The sequence below is a fragment of the Paenibacillus terrae HPL-003 genome (genome assembly GCF_000235585.1).
In the GTDB taxonomy this organism is placed as follows: Bacteria; Bacillota; Bacilli; order Paenibacillales; family Paenibacillaceae; genus Paenibacillus; species Paenibacillus terrae_B.
In genome coordinates, this window is the sequence record NC_016641.1 from 5,017,814 (window position 1) to 5,033,639 (window position 15,826).

Here is a 15,826-nt window from a genome sequence, read left to right on the forward strand (position 1 = left end):
CGATTTGTTGAAGATTTATTTTACACCAAGATACTCTGTGATGCCATCTGCAATCCCTTGAGCTACCCGGTTTTGGAAATCTTCATCAAACAGTGTGGCTTCTTCTTTCGCATTACTGAGATATCCTACCTCAAGCAAGACAGCAGGCATCGTCGTTTCACGAATGACATGGAAATTGCCATAACGAATGCCCCGGTCTGTCAAACCTGTCGCTGGTGCAAAGTACTTATGCATGACGTCCGCGAACGCTTTGCTTGCACTACGCTGGTAATACGTCTCTGTACCGTTGGAAGCCGAGCTGCCGCTGCTGTTGGCGTGAATGGACACGAATACGTTGGCATTGAGATTTTCAGCCACTTTTACGCGCTGTTTAAGCTCCAAAAACGTATCATCGCTGCGTGTCAACACAACCTCAAGATTAGGGTTCTGCTTCAAAATGCTTTCTACTTTCAGAGCCATAGCCAAGTTGAAGGTCTTTTCGTAATTTTTTCTCGAAATCCCAACGGCTCCAGAATCCTTCGCTCCATGACCGGCATCAATAACAACGACTTTTTTGCCATTGCTGTTAACTGGTGAGGTCTGTGTATCATCCGGCTGTGAACCATCTGGTAAGGTAGCGTCAGGTGTTGTATTCACTGAATCCTTCGATGCCAAATCGACGATAACGCGATTCGAGCCGTCATTGTATGCGGTATAATTCATAACATGCTTCAGATCAATAACAACGCGAACCGTTGAAGGTTCCTTTTGGAATAAAGCATAACGGATACCGGATATATCCGCTTCATCCTGAATATCCAGTGAACCATTCAGGTTGCTGTCCAGCTTTTGCTGAGCCCCAAAGTTGTCAGCAAACGCCGTAGCCGGCAAATCCACAACTACTCGGTTAGGGGCAGTCATTGTAAATGCTTTTGGCTTCACTGCACCCGTAGTCGTAATGGTTAGGCGGTTTTGACTGAAACTGATTTCCTGTACCTGCATTACACCTGAGCTGGCATTATTCGTTGGTACAGTTACAGTTTCAGTGCCTGTGCTGCTATTCCCGGATTTAGGAGGAGTAAATTCCCCGTTTCCCGACCCGCTGCTGCGGGTATATAATTTTACGGACTTGGAGCTACTGTCCCATTTTACGTCCAGTCCCATTTGCTCGCCGATAAAGCGAAGCGGTACAAGGGCATAATTGGAACGCAGCAGAGGCGAAGCATCCAGACTAGTGTCGCTTCCATTGACAGTCGCCGTCTTGCTTCCGATTATCATTCGGATCGAGGTACTGTCCTTCTCAATCGTTATGGTTCGCGCCTGCTGCTTCCATGTCACGTCATAACCTAAATTTTCAGAAATTACGCGTAGCGGAACCATTGTACTTCCGCCAATTACTTGTGCCTTAGCACCGCTCGGGACACTTAACTGTTGATCGTCGAGGAAGATTTGTGTTTCACTCGAAGCCGCATGTCCATAACCCGGAACCGCCCACATGAAGACAAATAATAACAACAAAAAACCAAATTTCTTCATTCGTCACCCTTCCATTCATAATTTTTTTGCCACATGCTCCGGTGCGGCGACCTGATATACGCGCTTATGTAATATCAGACAACCTTTTAGACGTTATTCCACACCAAAAGTTGCGAATATATTCCATCATAACAGAAATATACGTGCCAAAGAACTAGTTTTGTCGAATTTTAGCTAAAAATATAGTTCATTCGCTTCGCGGCTAAAGTCATTGTCGGAAAAACAAAAAAAGCCACTTTTCACCTCAATTTCATTAAAGGTAGAAAGTAGCTTTTTTTGCAAACAGCCTTAGTTAAGCGATTCTGTTGCCCCTATACCCGTTCCAAGATACTCCTTCAACCCATCGACAATGCCTTCGGCAATCCTCTCCTGTGTTTCTTCTGTGAACATGGCCGCTTCATTTGACAGATTACTAAGGTAGCCACATTCCAGCAGTACAGCGGGCATTTGTGATTTTCTCGTTACCACATGGTTTGCCACCTTAATGCCATTATCCTTAAATCCGGTAGCCGCTACAAGATGCTTATGCATCGTCTTTGCCAGTCCCAAACTTTCCTGACGTGCATAATAGGTTTCAGAGCCATTTGCTTTTCCTTTATTTGAAGCTAGCATGCTGTTACCATGGATAGAAACAAACACGCTTGCCTGTTGATTATTAGCAAGCTGTGGGCGTTCATCCAGCGTGGGATACGTATCTCCACTGCGAGTCATTACGATTTGAATATCAGGATCATTTTGCAGAAGCTGCTCAACCTTTAACGCTACCGCCAATGCAAATTCCTTCTCATGTCGTCCCGTCACACTGCTTGCGCCAGGGTCGCTGCCACCATGTCCGGGATCAATTACGACGATTCTCCGCCCGCCGCTGTTTGTTGGTGTCAGCACCTGATCATCACTCGGTTCACGCAATTGGAGGGTGATCTCACCTGAGCTGTTTTTTGAAAGATCGTAATCACGTGCTTGATTCAAAGCAATGACGATACGGACGCCCCCATTTTTTCCGTCCGCGGGAGCAAATCTGATTTCCTGCACATCCTCACCGTCACTATTCGCCAGCACTCGGGAGCCATCGCTACGAACCGGGAACGATTGGGAGAAGTCAGACGCCAACATAGCTTCTGGTAAATCCACAACAATTCGATTAGGCTCCGTCATTTTAAACACTTTGGGCGTTACATCCCTGTTCAATGAAATCTGTAATGCTTCATCTTGAAAGGTAATGTTTTGCACTAGCAGTGTATTTGCTTTTGGCTGTTCTGTATCCTGCTGCTTGGATGATGAGAATACATCCTGTGTAAGCTTGTCTGATCCAGCAAGATTTGTAGTCGTCGTTGTTGGCGTAGGCAATTTTGGTGTGCTTGTGTTCTGTACCAGCGTTTGTGATGATTTTTGGGATGGAGTCTGTTTGTCTGTCTGCTGAGTTGCCACTTTCTGACTGAGATTCACGGATTTATTATTATTATTCCAATCTACCTTTAGCCCCATTTGCTCCCCGACAAAACGCAGCGGAACCATGGTGGAGTTACCACGCAGCACAGGAGGTGCATCCAAATTGACCGTTTTTCCATTCACATCAGCAGATGTACGGCCCACATACATGGACATATCCGTGCTGTTTTTTTGGATTGAGATTTTATAGGCTTGTGGTTCCCATTTAAATTGATATCCAAGCTGTTCACCAACCACTCGAAGCGGAACCATGACTTTTCCATTGACCATCTCAGGCTTGGCATCTGCGGGCGCTTCTATCCTTTTTCCATCTAAAAACAAATCTGCTCCAGCCGCATTCACATGAGAGGAGGACGGCCACAACCAAATTAAGATAGCCGCCAGTATCAACCAACTATATTTCTTCATCCTCATTCCCCTAACTTATATATGTATTTTTTTGTACTACTGCATAGGCATAGTCCTTCAGCCATTTTACATTTACCTTACCATGCTGAGTCGAACCGTCAACCCCTTATTTACCAATTTATCTTATGAACATGACAAAAGCCCGCAGGCAAGAGAATTGCCAGTACGGGCTTTTGGTCTAACAAACCAGTTCACTTTATCGCTACAAACTCATACTGAGCTGGAATTATGCGCCTTGCTTCGCAGCACGCTTCTGTTCATAAGCCAGAATTTCAGCTTCATGCTGGAGCGTCAAGCCAATGTCATCCAAACCTTGCAGCAAAAATTGACGGCGATGCTCATCCAGATCAAAATCAATATGCAGACCATAATCGTCGGTAATCGTTTTTTCGTTCAGGTCTACGTTCAATTGGTAGTTATCATGCTTTGCTGTGCGTTGAAACAAATCCTCTACTTGCTCCTCAGACAGCTTGATCGGTAAAATAGCATTTTTAAAACAGTTATTATAGAAGATATCCGCATAAGACGGTGCAATTACGCAGCGAAATCCATAGTCCATGATCGCCCACGGCGCATGCTCACGAGAGGAGCCGCAGCCAAAGTTGGCACGAGAAATCAGCACAGATGCCCCTGCATAGCGTGGTTTGTTCGGTTCAAAATCAGGATTTATATTTCCCGCTTCATCAAACCGCCACTCGTAAAACAGAAACTGTCCAAAACCTGTGCGCTCGATTCGTTTTAAAAACTGCTTGGGGATAATAGCATCTGTATCTACGTTCACCCGATCCACAGGTGCTACAATCCCTTTTAAAGTTGTGAATGCTTCCATTATAAATTCCTCCTCCGTATCCTAGTGGACTACTGCTTCCTGCTTGAACTTCCAGTCCCGTACATCGACAAAATGTCCATGAATCGCCGCAGCGGCTGCCATTGCTGGAGATACGAGGTGAGTACGGCCTCCACGTCCCTGACGACCTTCAAAGTTACGGTTAGAAGTCGACGCACAGCGCTGTCCCGGTTGAAGTACGTCGGGATTCATCGCAAGACACATGCTGCATCCCGCTTCACGCCACTCAAATCCTGCTTCCTTGAAAATGACGTCCAGTCCTTCTTGCTCGGCCTGAATTTTCACACGTCCTGAGCCAGGTACGACGATTGCCGTTACCCTGTCGGAAACCTGATAGCCTTTGGCTACCTCGGCAGCAGCGCGCAGATCTTCAATCCGCCCGTTGGTGCAGGAGCCGATAAATACATAATCAATCGCAATATCCGTGATCGGTGTGCCTGGCTTCAAATCCATATATTCAAGCGCTTTTTCAGCAGCTTTACGTTCGTTTTCTGTTGGCAATTCTGCCGGAATCGGTACTGTGGCGGAGATATCTGTACCCATGCCCGGGCTAGTCCCCCAGGTTACTTGTGGAATCAAAGCATCCACATCAAACTCTAGCACGATATCAAACTCAGCGCCTTCATCTGTAACAAGATCTTTCCACTCAGCAACCGCCTGTTCGAAAGCAGCTCCTTGCGCTACATGTTGACGTCCACGCAAGTAGTTAAAGGTTGTTTCATCTGGCGCAATCATACCCGCTCTGGCTCCGCCTTCAATGGACATGTTGCACACGGTCATGCGCTCTTCCATGCTCAATTCGCGGATGGATTCGCCTGTATACTCAATAACATAACCGGTAGCGAAATCTGTGCCGTATTTGGCGATGACACCCAAAATCATATCCTTTGCTGTCACACCCGGCTTGCGGCGGCCCACAAAGCGGACTTCCATTGTTTTTGCTTTTGCTTGCTGGAGACATTGGGTTGCCATTACGTGCTCTACTTCGCTGGTTCCGATACCAAAAGCGAGCGCTCCAAACGCGCCATGTGTGGAGGTGTGGCTGTCACCACAAACAATCGTTTTACCTGGGTGAGTCAGACCAAGCTCCGGCCCCATAACGTGAACGACACCTTGATCAATCGTATCCAGATCATACAGTGTGACACCGAAATCACGGCAATTTTGAGTCAAAGTATCAATCTGCTGCTTGGAAATCGGGTCCGTAATATTGTAACGATCCTTCGTCGGTACGTTATGATCCATCGTCGCAAACGTAAGCTCTGGACGACGCACCTTGCGTCCGCTAAGACGAAGCCCCTCAAACGCCTGCGGCGAGGTCACCTCATGTACCAGATGAAGGTCAATGTACAAAATACTCGGCTTTCCCTCTTCCTGATAGATGACATGGTTATCCCAAATTTTCTCGAACATGGTCTTTTTGCTCATCATAATTCACCCCTGTGTTTTTCGAACCTATTATTGTAGAGAAGGCAGTACAGCTTTCTCTTGGATGTCAACAATATACCACGGCATGCTTGATTGATCCAAGATATGATATCTATAGAAGTGATAGGTTAAGGCTATAAGACGGGTTAAGGCGACCAACGTTGTGTACAAATCATAATTGGAACATATGTTCTGTTCGAGAAATTTACAGATAGAAAAATATTCCTAGGTCTGATAGACTACTTGTTAAATATTAAAAGAGGAGATTATTATGAAGCGGCTTCTTACCCTATTGTTAATTTTTGTTGTCTATTTTGGAACGATTCCAACAATTCATGCGAATCCGTCGAATTATCGCATTTTCTTGGATGGAAAGATTGTGACACTTCAATCTACCCCTCGCATTGAAAGTAACACCCTTATGGTTCCAGCTGTCCCGCTGTTAAAAAAATTAGGCTATACAGCTGCTGTTGATCCCGATATTCCTGATCGTGTAAAAATATCAAATTCGAATAATTCGATTACCTTTGTAATGGGTGCAAAAAATATTTATATCAACGGAAAAGAAATTCGTATGCCTATTAGCTCTAAATCATACAATGGAGTAACTTACCTTCCTCTGCGCGCAATTTCGCAAGCGATCGGGAGACCGTTTGGCAGTAACCCTACAGAACAGTACGCCTGGATTGGAGTTGCACCGACTAAAAACCAAAAAATCCCCCCAGAATTGCAAGGGAAAGATTTTAGAAATGCTGTATGGGGTATGACAGTTCAGCAAATTAAAAGGTCTGAGACACTGCCTCTCGTCAATACTGTCACTGAATTGGATGATTACGACAGTAATATGTACTATACTTATTTGGACTACAAAGGAGAATACAACGGGTACAAAGCAGTTTACACTTATATCCTATCCGGGAAGAATAAAAACAGCACTAAACTGATTGACGGACAGATTTTATTTCCTGAAAAATTTAGTAACATGCAAAACTATATAGATCGTTTCTTTAAAATTAGTTCTAAAATGCAATTGGCATACGGTGCACCTGTTAACACGGAGCGACCACGAGGAAGAGATCGGAGTAAATGGGCGGAAGACCTGTCTTTAGGTAATCTCTCTTTAACCGATTACTACAATGTTGGTCGAAATTCTTATTATATCCGATTGTACAAAAGTATGCATGCTGAATATCCTCAACTAGATATTTTGGTGTCCCAAAGATGATATTAGACTTTTTTCTGAGGATTAGATCGCTATAGAACTGACCAAACAAAAAGCTCTGCCGACCCATTAAGGTTAGCAGAGCCTTTTACTATTTTACATGGGCCTTACCTTTGTTCCATCAGCATATTATCTAACTGATGACTACCCATGATCCAGCTCCCCGGTTATCACTTGGGATTATGCAGAGGATATCTGCGCCTGTCCTACCTTATTGGTTATTCGTCGCGATCATATCCCTTTTTAGTTGGATGGCCCTTTAGAGTCTCCTTGTGGTTTTCCTCAGCCCGATTCCTGTCAATCGTACATACCGCAGAATGTCAGTTAACCTCTGGGTTCTTAAATCATATCATCAACAGATCGGCCGATTATTGATGCACTGCGTAGTAAAAAAAATCGCTTGACTTGGAGTTAACTCCAAATGTAATAATACCGAAAGTAAGTAGGTGAAGAGTCATCGGAGCAAACTACATTTGAAGATAATAATATCTAGGAAAGTGAGGAACAATCAAATGGAATATGTGAAACTTGGAAATACTGGCCTGGATGTATCCCGGCTTTGTCTTGGCTGTATGGGCTTTGGTGTTGCAGAGCGGTGGATTCATCCATGGATACTTGATGAAGAGCGCAGTCGTCCAATTATAAAAAAAGCCCTGGAGCTTGGTATCAATTTTTTTGATACTGCGAATGTATATTCAGACGGAACAAGCGAGGAAATTGTTGGACGGGCTTTAAAGGATTATGCGAATCGAGATGAAATTGTCCTCGCGACGAAGGTTCATTTCCGTATGCATCAAGGTCCAAACGGTGCCGGACTTTCTCGAAAGGCAATCATGAGTGAAATTGATAGGAGCCTTAAGAGTTTGGGGACAGATTATGTGGATCTGTACCAAATTCACCGCTGGGATTATAACACTCCCATCGAAGAGACGATGGAAGCATTACATGATGTTGTGAAGGCCGGGAAGGCAAGATATATTGGTGCTTCTGCCATGTACGCATGGCAATTTCTGAAGGCGTTACATGTAGCTGAGAACCATGGATGGACCCGGTTTGTATCGATGCAGAATCATTTAAACCTCTTATATCGTGAAGAGGAGCGGGAGATGCTGCCGCTTTGTAAAGAAGAAAAAATCGGTGTGATTCCATACAGCCCTCTTGCAGGAGGAAGATTGACGCGTGATGCGCAGGAAACAACACATCGTTCCGAAACTGATCAAGTTGCGAAATCTAAATATGATGCGACTGCACATACCGATCGATTGATCGTGGATCAGGTTGCGACAATCGCAGAACAACGTGGAGTTCCCCGTGTCCAAATCGCACTTGCCTGGTTGCTGCAGAAAGAACCGGTAACAGCTCCCATTATCGGTGCTACGAAAATATCCCATCTCGAAGATGCGTTAGCTGCGCTCTCGATTACGTTAACACCTGAAGAAATTGCGTTGCTGGAAGAGCCGTATGTTCCTCATCCGGTAATTGGCGCTCAGTAAATTTTGATGCGATGACAGTTTTGATATAAGAAACGACAAGGACACCCTATTCATTTATATGGGGCGTTCTTGTGCGGAAATCGGGAGGTGAAATCTGCAGGTTAATAGCAGAAGTAAGTAAAAAATTTGATCTATCGCAGGATAATGAAGAAAGTGTTGGAACGCATGGATCTATAAAATTGTAAGATACGAACAGACAATAGTTGAAAAAGAAAAATCACTAAATAGACCGCAAGATTAGTTTTGTGAATGACGGGTGGATCGTTGCAGGCCGGTTAGTAAAGTCGGTCAAATTATGTTGTATGTAAATAACCAAGATGAGGCACTGGATTTTTGGACAGAAACAGTAGGATTTAATGTAATTTCTGAAGAAAATAATGGTCAAGGAATGAGATGGATTGAAATTGCTCCTGCAAAGGGTGTAGAAACAAGTATCATTCTCCATAATAAGGAATTCGTTGCTAAATGACTGAATCGATGTTGCGAAATTAAATTGGTGTACATGACCATCATTTAATGTAGTTTGGCCCGTAACAAAATGTACGTGTTTACCATTTCCGACTGGAATAGCTGGTCCTGTTCTAATCTTTTTCAGATTATGAAAATGATTTAAGAAATCAGTTTTTGTAAGATCAATTTCATGGACATGACTTCTTCCTAGTCGAATCGCTTGCCCTGTAACACCTGCAAAGCGATGGTTATGCGCCTTCTTCAGCCAATTTGGTACTACCTTCAAATTCATGTACATGCCTCTGTGTCTGTTTAGAAGAGATTGTTTTCTTCTTTACTGCAGGCTTATTCTTCTGCATCGTTGAATAGACCCTCCAACAAAAAATGACGAGCCAGTAGCAGCTCGTCATTATTAATATTGATTTTAAATTGTTAACTGGCTCCATCATTCCCACTCCTATTTCTTTGCCCCTTTCTAAATAGGATTAGTCAAAGACATATGTGTACGGGGATGAATTTTTCAAATGGATTAATAGCGGCATTCTTCCTCGTCCCCAGTACTTCCACCGTACTTGTGAACATGAGGAATTTTACCACTTACTGTGGTACATCCTTCAAAACATTGGTAATGGCCACCTCCTGGCAAGGGAATGGCTGGTCCTGTTGTTCCTTTAATAAGGTGCCTATGTTGATCGTTACATGATGTTTCCGCACAGTAATGATGAACATGCGGACCACCACTTGGAGCCGACTTTGTTTCTCCACAGTAATGGTGAAAGTGTCCCACATCAAATGATGTAGTCCCCTTAAAAGGATGAACGTGAACCTTATTAACTGGTCTACCGTCCCACGAAGTAATAAAAAGCCTATGCGAATGGTCAGAGTCGGAATCACCGGAATGTACAACAAAACCTGTTACTGGTATTTCCATCAGCAGCCACCTCTCTTTATCAACTGCTACATGCTATGTAAGAGGTAGTGTAAATGTTCAATTTTATCTCGTACGACAATACCAACGAAAAATCAGTGCATTATTTCTTTCTTATTTACCTTAACACCTGATAAAGATTGATCAAACATATCGAGAATAAAAAGGAAGCGCTCAGCTTCACGATGTCAAGCACTGCTCTGAATCATTTGTTGTTGAGCGATTGAAAAAAGTTTGTGTACCTCTTCTCCCTCCTCACTAACCGCCAATCACACTCACTCCAACCTAATCTATGTAAAATTCTGGCTTAGTGTAATGAATTTCACATCTTTCCGGGCCAACCTGTTTTACCATAGAAGGGTGATACGCCGTGCTGGGCAGACCACTTTGGGCGGGACAGGTGCGTTCTGCTGCAAATCAGCTACACAGGCTGTCTGGCATGCGCGGCAAGCACGCTTTTATTTTGATTCGAAGCGGAGTGTCCAGATGTTGAATACCGAATGGGAATACCGTGAGCGCATCAGGAAGCTGGCCGTAAGCATTGTCAAGCATTACCGGGGAAAAGGACCGGACAATGTCAAGGTTTCACTGGATTCGCCGCTCCGGATTACGGTAGAAATTTGGGGAACATTGTCCAATCTCTCCGAAATTTTGGTTCATGAAGGGGCCGGCGAGAAGGTCAAAGAATATTGGAACGTCCTTCGTCCTTATCTAGAAAAGGAATTTATAAGCGAAGCTGAAAAAACACTTGGCAGTCCCTTCACTTACACTTGGGAAGTCTGCCCCTCCGTCCATGGGGACGGACATATTATCATTACTCTTGAATTACAACACATACACCGGTTGGATTAGCGGGAAGGGGCTTGTCTCCTCGCCTGCGGATAAGCCAGTACAGGATGCAGCGTGAAGCGGCATTTTTGTATTGGCTTTTTTTATGTTACGAGTTTCATCTATTTCATATAAAAAGAGGTGCTGCACACATGGCAGACAAGGTATTGACCGTATGTCCCTACTGTGGAAGCGGTTGTCAGCTTCATTTGCTGGTGGACAAGGGACAGGTAATTGGCGCAGAGCCGGCTGGTGGTCGTACAAACGAAGGAACACTGTGTCTGAAAGGACATTATGGATGGGATTTTCTGAATGACCCGCAAATTCTAACCGCACGCTTGCGCAAGCCCCTGATTCGAAAAAATGGAGTCATGGAGGAAGTGGAGTGGGAAGAAGCCATTCAGTATACCGCTGAACGCCTTTTAGCAATCAAGGAAAAATATGGACCCGATTCCATTATGGGAACAGGCTCCGCACGCGGTCCGGGGAACGAGGCCAACTATGTCATGCAAAAGTTTATGCGGGCGGTCATCGGCACAAACAATATTGACCATTGCGCTCGCGTATGCCACGGTCCTTCTGTGGCAGGCCTGACTTACTCTCTCGGAGACGGAGCCATGTCCAATTCCATTCCTGAAATTGAACATTCCGATCTTGTTTTCGTATTCGGTTATAATGCACCCGAAACGCATCCCATAGTTGCACGGCGCATTGTAGCCGCCAAGCAAAGAGGTGCCAAAATCATCGTATGCGATCCACGCATGACCGAAACCGCCCGTATTTCGGATTTGTGGCTGCCGCTAAAGGGCGGTTCGAATATGGCTTTGGTAAACGCATTTGGCCATGTACTTGTGCATGAAGAACTGTACAACAAACGGTACGTCGAAGCGCATACAGAAGGCTTTGCAGAATACGTAGATAGCATTAAAAAATATACACCCGAATATGCGGAAGGCATTACGGGGGTCAAGGCTGCTGACATCCGAGCGGCAATGAGGGAATATGCAAAGGCCCCTACCGCTACAATTCTGTACGGAATGGGCGTATGTCAATTTTCACAGGCCGTTGACGTGGTAAAGGGGCTCGCCTCCCTTGCCCTGTTGACCGGAAATCTGGGCAAGCCAAATGTGGGTATCGGACCTGTCCGGGGACAAAACAATGTCCAGGGCTCCTGCGACATGGGCGCATTGCCGAATGTATATCCTGGCTATCAGGATGTAACGGACACTACGGTTCGCAAAAAGTTTGAAAAAGCATACGGTGTCGAGTTGCCGCGTAAAAAAGGATATCCACTTACGGAGGTACCGCATCTCATCCTGAAGGAGAACAAGCTGAAAGCTTATTATATCTTCGGCGAGGACCCTGTACAAAGTGATCCGAACGCCGCGGAATTACGTGAGGCGCTGGATAAAATGGAATTTATCGTCGTACAGGATATTTTCATGAACAAAACGGCGCTGCATGCCGATGTCATCCTCCCTTCTACTGCTTGGGGCGAGCATGACGGTGTATATTCTTCGGCAGACCGGGGCTTTCAGCGCATCCGTAAGGCCGTCGATCCGCAGGGTGATGTAAAGCCGGATTGGGCCATTATTAGCGAAGTTGCTACCGCTATGGGCTACCCTATGTCCTATGCAAACACAGAGGAAATTTGGGATGAAATGCGAAGCCTCTGCCCGTTATTCGCTGGCGCAAGCTACCAAAAAATGGAGGAGCAAGGCGGCGTGCAATGGCCCTGCCCTACAGAAGACCATCCAGGTACACCTTATTTGTACAAAGGTAATCAATTTTCCACGCCTAGTGGCAAAGGCCGATTATTCGCCTGCGAATGGCGTCCGCCGCAAGAACAGCCGGATGCAACATACCCGCTTGTCTTGTCCACAGTCCGTGAGGTAGGCCATTACTCCGTGCGTACCATGACCGGCAATTGCCGTGCGCTACGCCAGCTGGCTGATGAGCCTGGTTTTATTCAGATTAGCCCGGAAGACGGAGCAGATCTGAACATTCTGGATGGAGAAATTGTTGCCATATCCTCCCGTCGGGGACGCATCATGGCACGGGCACAAATCAGTGACCGCGTGAAACAAGGCGCGACCTACATGACCTATCACTGGTGGGTTGGAGCATGTAACGAGCTGACCGCTGATTTTCTCGATCCGGTATCCAAGACCCCGGAATTAAAATACTGCGCCATTCGGCTGGAACGGATCGCCGACCAAGCACAGGCCGAGCGTGATGTGCATGAATCGTACCAACGGATTCGCAGACAAATGAACGTCCAGGAAGCTGTTTTGGCGAATAAGGTGACGAGATGAGCGGCGTACGAAACACGCTGAACCGTCCGACGAGTAGAATGGGAGCAGCCGACAGAACAAGCGCTGTCGCCTCCTCCTTCGTAGTCGCAGATGCCGGGCACTGTATTGGCTGCAAAGCCTGCGAGCTGGCATGCTTCGCCGTTCACAGTCAGGCTAACGGCATAGGCGCTTCGGTCGGAACCGTCAGCGTGCCTGTCGTACCTAAGGTGTATGTTGTACACGCCGGGGATACGTATGTGCCTGTGCAATGCCGGCATTGTGAAAATGCGCCCTGCGCACATGCCTGTCCGGTTCAGGCCATTCGACAGGAGAACGGTGTGGTCATGATTGATGAGGAGCTGTGCATCGGCTGTACCTCTTGTGTTCTGGCCTGTCCCTTCGGGGCCATTGAGGTATCTACCGTCTACCGGGAAGGACGCGTCATGACGCAGCCCGGCTTGACCGACCGTGCCGCTCACAAGGCTCTCCCCCGGACCGCCGCAGGCAAATGCGACCTGTGCGCAGGCACAAACGGAGGACAGCCTGCCTGTGTAGAAGCCTGTCCAAACGATGTACTACGGCTGGCTATAGTCGAGTCCGATCCGCTTCCCGAGCGTCGGCGGGAGGTCTTCTTCCCTCGCCTGTAAAGCCAAAATCAGCCGCAGAAAGGTAGAAAAAAGATGTCCATAACAACTAACAATGCCTCTTCGGCTCCTTGTATGGAGACGTTAGACTACACCAACCCCGTTATTCATATTGATCCCAGTATGTGTACCGGGTGTAGACGCTGTGCAGGGGTTTGTCCGGTAGATGCCATAGAAGGACAGCCCGGAGAGCCGCAAACCGTGAATGCAGACCGCTGCGTGATCTGTGGCCAATGTGTACAAATATGCAGCGTATACGCATCCGATTGGGCAGATTCATCCCCACAGGAAGCCGCCAGCAGACGACAGGAGCGTTTGCGTGAACGCGATATGCCTGTTGACATCGTAGAACCGCTATTCGCTGCCTATTATAGCGGTAGCCTAAATAAGGTAACCGACATGATGACCAAACCGGGACAGTTTCGGATCGTCCAATGTGCTCCAGCCATTCGCGTTTCAATCGCGGAGGAATTTGGTATGCCATTTGGCACGCTCACACCTGGTAAAATGGCTGCGGCCCTGCGCCGTCTTGGCTTTGATCGGGTATATGACACCAACTTTGGAGCTGATGTAACCATTATGGAGGAAGGCACCGAGCTGATTCGCCGCGTGACCGAGGGTGGACCGTTACCGATGTTTACCTCCTGCTGCCCGGCATGGGTTCGGTTCGCCGAGATTGAATATCCCGATCTGTTAGATCATCTATCCAGTTGCAAGTCGCCAATGCAAATGCTGGGAGCACTGGTCAAGACTTATGGTGCACAACTGGATGAGGTGGAGCCTGCGAATATTTACAGCGTCGCGATCATGCCATGTACCTGTAAACAATTCGAATGTGATCGTCCCGAAATGGAAGCTGACGGTTACCGTGACGTGGACGAGGTACTGACAACGCGTGAACTGGCATACTGGATCAAGGAGAGCGGCATTGATTTTATGAGTCTGCCTGATGAAGAATTCGATTCACCGCTAGGACGTTATTCAGGAGCAGGCTCCATTTTTGGTGTGACTGGGGGCGTTATGGAAGCCGCCATCCGTACAGGCTACGAGCTGCTGACGAATGAAAAGCTACCAAAACTCCAACTGGATTTTGTACGCGGTGAGGAAGGCATTCGAGTCGCGGAGGTTCAAGTGGGCGAGCTGCAGCTTAAGGTAGCGGTCGTCGCGGGGCTGCAACATGCCTATGGGCTGCTGGATCGTGTGCAGGCGGGCGAATGTGATTATCATTTTATTGAGGTAATGGGCTGTCCTGCCGGATGTATTAGCGGAGGCGGTCAACCCAAGCTCATGCTGGAAAAACAAAAAATTGAGGCTTACCGGGCACGCAAATCCTCTATTTATGGACATGATGCGGGGCTTCAAGTGCGAAAATCGCATGAAAATCCTCACATTATTAAGCTGTATGATGAATTTTTAGGTGAGCCGCTTGGTCATGTATCGCATCATTTGCTGCACACGACCTTCCAAAAGCGCGGACCAGGCAAGCAAAGTCGTAGCTGCAATGTTCTCGCTAAAGAGAATACAAGTAATTCCATTCATTAGCACGTTAAGTTAAAAGGGTGAACCACGGTGACATCCCACCTCTCCATGCTTAAAAAAAAAGCAACTGAATTTTATCCGTGTTCATCCTGAGCTCATCATGTTCTGCACCAACAAATATTGCATTTTTAAACTTTTTTATACTGTATCCATTGTATTTTGTCGCTAGTTAGAAAGGAGTCGAGTTGTATGAACCGCTTTGTTTTAGCTGATCCCGATCAGTGTATCGGTTGTCGTACCTGTGAAATCGCATGTGTCATCGCACATTCAGCGGGTAACCCTTTTATCTCGCCAGATGACGAGTTTCATTTTCACCCGCGTCTAAAGGTCATCAAATCCATTGGGGTCACTGCCCCTGTCCAATGCCGTCACTGTGAGGATGCCCCCTGCGCCAACGCTTGTCCGAACGGCTCCATTACGAACGCAGACGGCTGCATTCTCATTAACAGCGAGAGCTGCATCGGCTGCAAAACTTGTATGATCGCCTGCCCTTACGGCGCCATTACCATGGTACCCGAATATCGGGATGGGCGGCCTGTAGTTCAGGATGGACTGTACAGCAATGTTTCAGGACGTCTGCAACCCAAAGAACGCATGATTGCCAGTAAATGTGATCTGTGTGAAGGTGTAGAGGGTGGCCCCGCCTGTATTGGAAAATGCCCGACACGTGCCCTCAAGCTGGTTGAGCCTGATCTGGTTCATGCCCGTGTGGAGGAAAAACGTGCTGCGAGCGCACGCCAGTTACTACATATGACGCGCATTCCGGCAACAGGTCTATGAC

12 protein-coding genes and 4 pseudogenes are annotated in these 15,826 nt (G+C 46.7%); 8 read left to right on the top strand and 8 right to left on the bottom strand.

The window, feature by feature from the left end; all coding sequences use genetic code 11:
- Nucleotides 1-15 precede the first annotated feature (15 nt).
- The 4 genes from HPL003_RS22170 to leuC all read right to left on the bottom strand — a co-directional run bounded on the left by HPL003_RS22170 (nucleotide 16) and on the right by leuC (nucleotide 5,647).
- The gene (locus tag HPL003_RS22170) at nucleotides 16-1,515 is read right to left on the bottom strand and encodes an N-acetylmuramoyl-L-alanine amidase family protein (RefSeq protein WP_014282014.1); all 1,500 of its coding nucleotides are present in this window, start codon (nucleotides 1,513-1,515) and stop codon (nucleotides 16-18) included.
- A gap of 288 nt (nucleotides 1,516-1,803) precedes the next feature.
- The gene (locus tag HPL003_RS22175; RefSeq protein ID WP_014282015.1) at nucleotides 1,804-3,372 is read right to left on the bottom strand and encodes an N-acetylmuramoyl-L-alanine amidase family protein; all 1,569 of its coding nucleotides are present in this window, start codon (nucleotides 3,370-3,372) and stop codon (nucleotides 1,804-1,806) included.
- Between the two features lie 226 nt (nucleotides 3,373-3,598).
- The gene (gene leuD / locus HPL003_RS22180) at nucleotides 3,599-4,201 is read right to left on the bottom strand and encodes a 3-isopropylmalate dehydratase small subunit (RefSeq protein ID WP_014282016.1); all 603 of its coding nucleotides are present in this window, start codon (nucleotides 4,199-4,201) and stop codon (nucleotides 3,599-3,601) included.
- A 21-nt stretch (nucleotides 4,202-4,222) separates the two neighbouring features.
- Complete coding sequence (gene leuC, locus HPL003_RS22185; RefSeq protein ID WP_014282017.1) at nucleotides 4,223-5,647, bottom strand: 3-isopropylmalate dehydratase large subunit; 1,425 nt, start codon at nucleotides 5,645-5,647, stop codon at nucleotides 4,223-4,225.
- 271 nt (nucleotides 5,648-5,918) lie between these two features.
- Here leuC and HPL003_RS22190 point away from each other — a divergent pair, with 271 nt between their 5' ends.
- Nucleotides 5,919-6,872 carry a copper amine oxidase N-terminal domain-containing protein gene (locus HPL003_RS22190; RefSeq protein WP_014282018.1) on the top strand — a complete coding sequence of 318 codons (954 nt, stop codon included), beginning with the start codon at nucleotides 5,919-5,921 and terminating at the stop codon, nucleotides 6,870-6,872.
- Between the two features lie 130 nt (nucleotides 6,873-7,002).
- Here HPL003_RS22190 and HPL003_RS30060 read toward each other — a convergent pair.
- Nucleotides 7,003-7,189: pseudogene (locus HPL003_RS30060) on the bottom strand (NucA/NucB deoxyribonuclease domain-containing protein); the annotation flags it as partial.
- Between the two features lie 192 nt (nucleotides 7,190-7,381).
- Here HPL003_RS30060 and HPL003_RS22195 point away from each other — a divergent pair.
- Complete coding sequence (locus tag HPL003_RS22195; RefSeq protein ID WP_014282019.1) at nucleotides 7,382-8,362, top strand: aldo/keto reductase; 981 nt, start codon at nucleotides 7,382-7,384, stop codon at nucleotides 8,360-8,362.
- Nucleotides 8,363-8,657: 295 nt separating this feature from the next.
- Nucleotides 8,658-8,828, top strand: a pseudogene (locus tag HPL003_RS22200) (VOC family protein); the annotation flags it as partial.
- A 3-nt stretch (nucleotides 8,829-8,831) separates the two neighbouring features.
- Here HPL003_RS22200 and HPL003_RS22205 read toward each other — a convergent pair.
- From HPL003_RS22205 to HPL003_RS30660, 3 genes and pseudogenes are all read right to left on the bottom strand, one after another.
- Nucleotides 8,832-9,171, bottom strand: a pseudogene (locus HPL003_RS22205) (YmaF family protein); the annotation flags it as partial.
- 170 nt (nucleotides 9,172-9,341) lie between these two features.
- The gene (locus tag HPL003_RS27970) at nucleotides 9,342-9,743 is read right to left on the bottom strand and encodes a YmaF family protein (protein WP_081473753.1); all 402 of its coding nucleotides are present in this window, start codon (nucleotides 9,741-9,743) and stop codon (nucleotides 9,342-9,344) included.
- Between the two features lie 92 nt (nucleotides 9,744-9,835).
- A pseudogene (locus tag HPL003_RS30660) lies at nucleotides 9,836-9,925 on the bottom strand (DUF2935 domain-containing protein); the annotation flags it as partial.
- A 175-nt stretch (nucleotides 9,926-10,100) separates the two neighbouring features.
- Between HPL003_RS30660 and HPL003_RS22215 the strand changes: the two are divergent.
- The 5 genes from HPL003_RS22215 (at nucleotide 10,101) to HPL003_RS22235 (ending at nucleotide 15,825) form a co-directional block, all read left to right on the top strand.
- Complete coding sequence (locus HPL003_RS22215) at nucleotides 10,101-10,592, top strand: DUF2294 domain-containing protein (RefSeq protein WP_238533412.1); 492 nt, start codon at nucleotides 10,101-10,103, stop codon at nucleotides 10,590-10,592.
- Nucleotides 10,593-10,720: 128 nt separating this feature from the next.
- Nucleotides 10,721-12,883 (top strand): formate dehydrogenase subunit alpha, encoded by a 2,163-nt coding sequence (fdhF, locus tag HPL003_RS22220; protein ID WP_014282024.1) that lies wholly within the window; start codon nucleotides 10,721-10,723, stop codon nucleotides 12,881-12,883.
- Nucleotides 12,880-13,509, top strand: a complete 630-nt coding sequence (locus HPL003_RS22225) for a 4Fe-4S dicluster domain-containing protein (RefSeq protein ID WP_014282025.1) — start codon at nucleotides 12,880-12,882, stop codon at nucleotides 13,507-13,509. Before fdhF ends, HPL003_RS22225 begins: the two co-directional genes overlap by 4 nt.
- Before the next feature lie 33 nt (nucleotides 13,510-13,542).
- Nucleotides 13,543-15,048 (top strand): [FeFe] hydrogenase, group A, encoded by a 1,506-nt coding sequence (locus HPL003_RS22230; protein ID WP_238533413.1) that lies wholly within the window; start codon nucleotides 13,543-13,545, stop codon nucleotides 15,046-15,048.
- Between the two features lie 186 nt (nucleotides 15,049-15,234).
- On the top strand, nucleotides 15,235-15,825 hold the full coding sequence (locus tag HPL003_RS22235; RefSeq protein ID WP_014282027.1) for a 4Fe-4S dicluster domain-containing protein: 591 nt from the start codon (nucleotides 15,235-15,237) through the stop codon (nucleotides 15,823-15,825).
- Nucleotide 15,826 lies beyond the last annotated feature (1 nt).

What these genes read in the sequence shown, in the direction of transcription:
- HPL003_RS22225 (WP_014282025.1), top strand. Translation starts at nt 12,880, where the DNA reads ATGAGCGGCGTACGAAACACGCTGAACCGTCCGACGAGTAGAATGGGA.
- HPL003_RS22170 (WP_014282014.1), bottom strand. Translation starts at nt 1,515, where the DNA reads ATGAAGAAATTTGGTTTTTTGTTGTTATTATTTGTCTTCATGTGGGCG.
- HPL003_RS22230 (WP_238533413.1), top strand. Translation starts at nt 13,543, where the DNA reads ATGTCCATAACAACTAACAATGCCTCTTCGGCTCCTTGTATGGAGACG.
- HPL003_RS22175 (WP_014282015.1), bottom strand. Translation starts at nt 3,372, where the DNA reads ATGAAGAAATATAGTTGGTTGATACTGGCGGCTATCTTAATTTGGTTG.
- HPL003_RS22195 (WP_014282019.1), top strand. Translation starts at nt 7,382, where the DNA reads ATGGAATATGTGAAACTTGGAAATACTGGCCTGGATGTATCCCGGCTT.
- fdhF (WP_014282024.1), top strand. Translation starts at nt 10,721, where the DNA reads ATGGCAGACAAGGTATTGACCGTATGTCCCTACTGTGGAAGCGGTTGT.
- leuC (WP_014282017.1), bottom strand. Translation starts at nt 5,647, where the DNA reads ATGAGCAAAAAGACCATGTTCGAGAAAATTTGGGATAACCATGTCATC.
- HPL003_RS22235 (WP_014282027.1), top strand. Translation starts at nt 15,235, where the DNA reads ATGAACCGCTTTGTTTTAGCTGATCCCGATCAGTGTATCGGTTGTCGT.
- leuD (WP_014282016.1), bottom strand. Translation starts at nt 4,201, where the DNA reads ATGGAAGCATTCACAACTTTAAAAGGGATTGTAGCACCTGTGGATCGG.
- HPL003_RS27970 (WP_081473753.1), bottom strand. Translation starts at nt 9,743, where the DNA reads ATGGAAATACCAGTAACAGGTTTTGTTGTACATTCCGGTGATTCCGAC.
- HPL003_RS22190 (WP_014282018.1), top strand. Translation starts at nt 5,919, where the DNA reads ATGAAGCGGCTTCTTACCCTATTGTTAATTTTTGTTGTCTATTTTGGA.